The following is a 266-nucleotide window of genomic DNA, read 5'->3' as shown; positions in this document are numbered from 1 at the left end:
CTTTATCTATATCAGCGCTGTTGGCTTGCGTCATATCGATAAACATAGTCGGCGGCGGTAAGTAGCTGTCCGCACGGCTGGCCCATTCGATAATGACCAGCGCATTTGGTTCATCGAGATACTCATCGAAACCGATAAAAGACAGCTCTTCTGGGTCTTGCAGACGATATAAATCAGCATGATAAACAGGCTTAATTGAGTCGTCATTTTGCTGAATGCTATAAGGTTCCACTAAGGTGTAAGTCGGGCTTTTAACGGCACCCGAA

The 266-nt window shown here is 45.9% G+C and carries 1 protein-coding gene; it reads right to left on the bottom strand.

Going from position 1 to position 266, the window contains the following annotated elements; translation table 11 throughout:
• Window positions 1-266: tRNA (adenosine(37)-N6)-threonylcarbamoyltransferase complex ATPase subunit type 1 TsaE (gene tsaE, locus AAEZ03_RS27650; protein ID WP_350583071.1), on the bottom strand; the 266-nt coding region annotated here is incomplete at both ends.

Origin of the sequence: Pseudomonas sp. HY2-MNA-CIBAN-0224 (assembly GCF_040310285.1) — a bacterium.
Classification (GTDB): Bacteria; Pseudomonadota; Gammaproteobacteria; order Pseudomonadales; family Pseudomonadaceae; genus Aquipseudomonas; species Aquipseudomonas helleri.
Note: the sequence above shows the minus strand (reverse complement) of the source record. Positions and strands in the feature narration are given on the sequence as shown.